General features: G+C 46.2%; 1 protein-coding gene. It reads right to left on the bottom strand.

Annotated elements, in window-relative coordinates:
• Positions 1–266: 266 nt before the first annotated feature.
• The coding region (locus BQ7483_RS00005) for a transposase (protein ID WP_204245992.1) at positions 267–821 on the bottom strand (555 nt) is incomplete at its 5' end.

Consider the following 821-nt stretch of genomic DNA (forward strand, 5'->3'; position numbering starts at 1 on the left):
AATGGTTCGGAAATAAGCACCGTTTAGGTGCTTCATTTCTTTGTTCAAGGCAGTTTTACCCACCATGCACTATTACATATTTATATAGAACTTCAATTTTTGACTGCTGTTTCCGGCAGAAAGGGGTGTGAAGTTCATTCCTGCACCCGGTTCGTTTTATTACAGCTCTTATTCGTATTTCATTCATTTTTTTGTTCTCCTTTCTTCTATTTTATGGGATTTTACTGTTTCTGTTCACGGCAGGGCATAGCTATCCCATATTGCTGTCATGCCGATTTTTCCCGGTGTATGTCGCAATGTTCCAATACAACCGTATATGTGATGCCGCCACTCGTTACCGTAGTGTGGCTGTAAACTCTCATCCGTCCGCAATGCTCGCAGAAATAAGGATTCTCGTATTCACTTTCTGCCTGTTGCACTCCGGCTTCCTCTATCTCGCTTTCATCCCGTCCGAAGTATTCTTCCGGCAGGTTGCCTTTGTTGGAGTAGAAGCCGTAATACCTCACGATGCGGAAATAGCGCAGGGGAACGTGTTGCAGCAGCCGGGGAAAGAACTCACGGTAATGCAGCGTCAGTTCCTTTTCCACCGGGTTTCTCCTGTCGGGTGAGTTCTTATAATCACGGTATCGAAATGAAATGTTCTCACTGTCCATTGCCGTAATCTTGTACTCGCTCAAACATGCCCGCTTGGAATACCTGCCTACATACTGTATCACCTGCTCCGGCATCTGTATGGGCGGTTCCAGATGCACAATCCAGTCCTTTCTGTTCGCCACCCTTTTGATGAAGCCCATAAACTCCATGCGGTCGTGAAAGTCATG

It is taken from the genome of Mediterranea massiliensis, assembly GCF_900128475.1.
GTDB lineage: Bacteria > Bacteroidota > Bacteroidia > Bacteroidales > Bacteroidaceae > Bacteroides > Bacteroides massiliensis_E.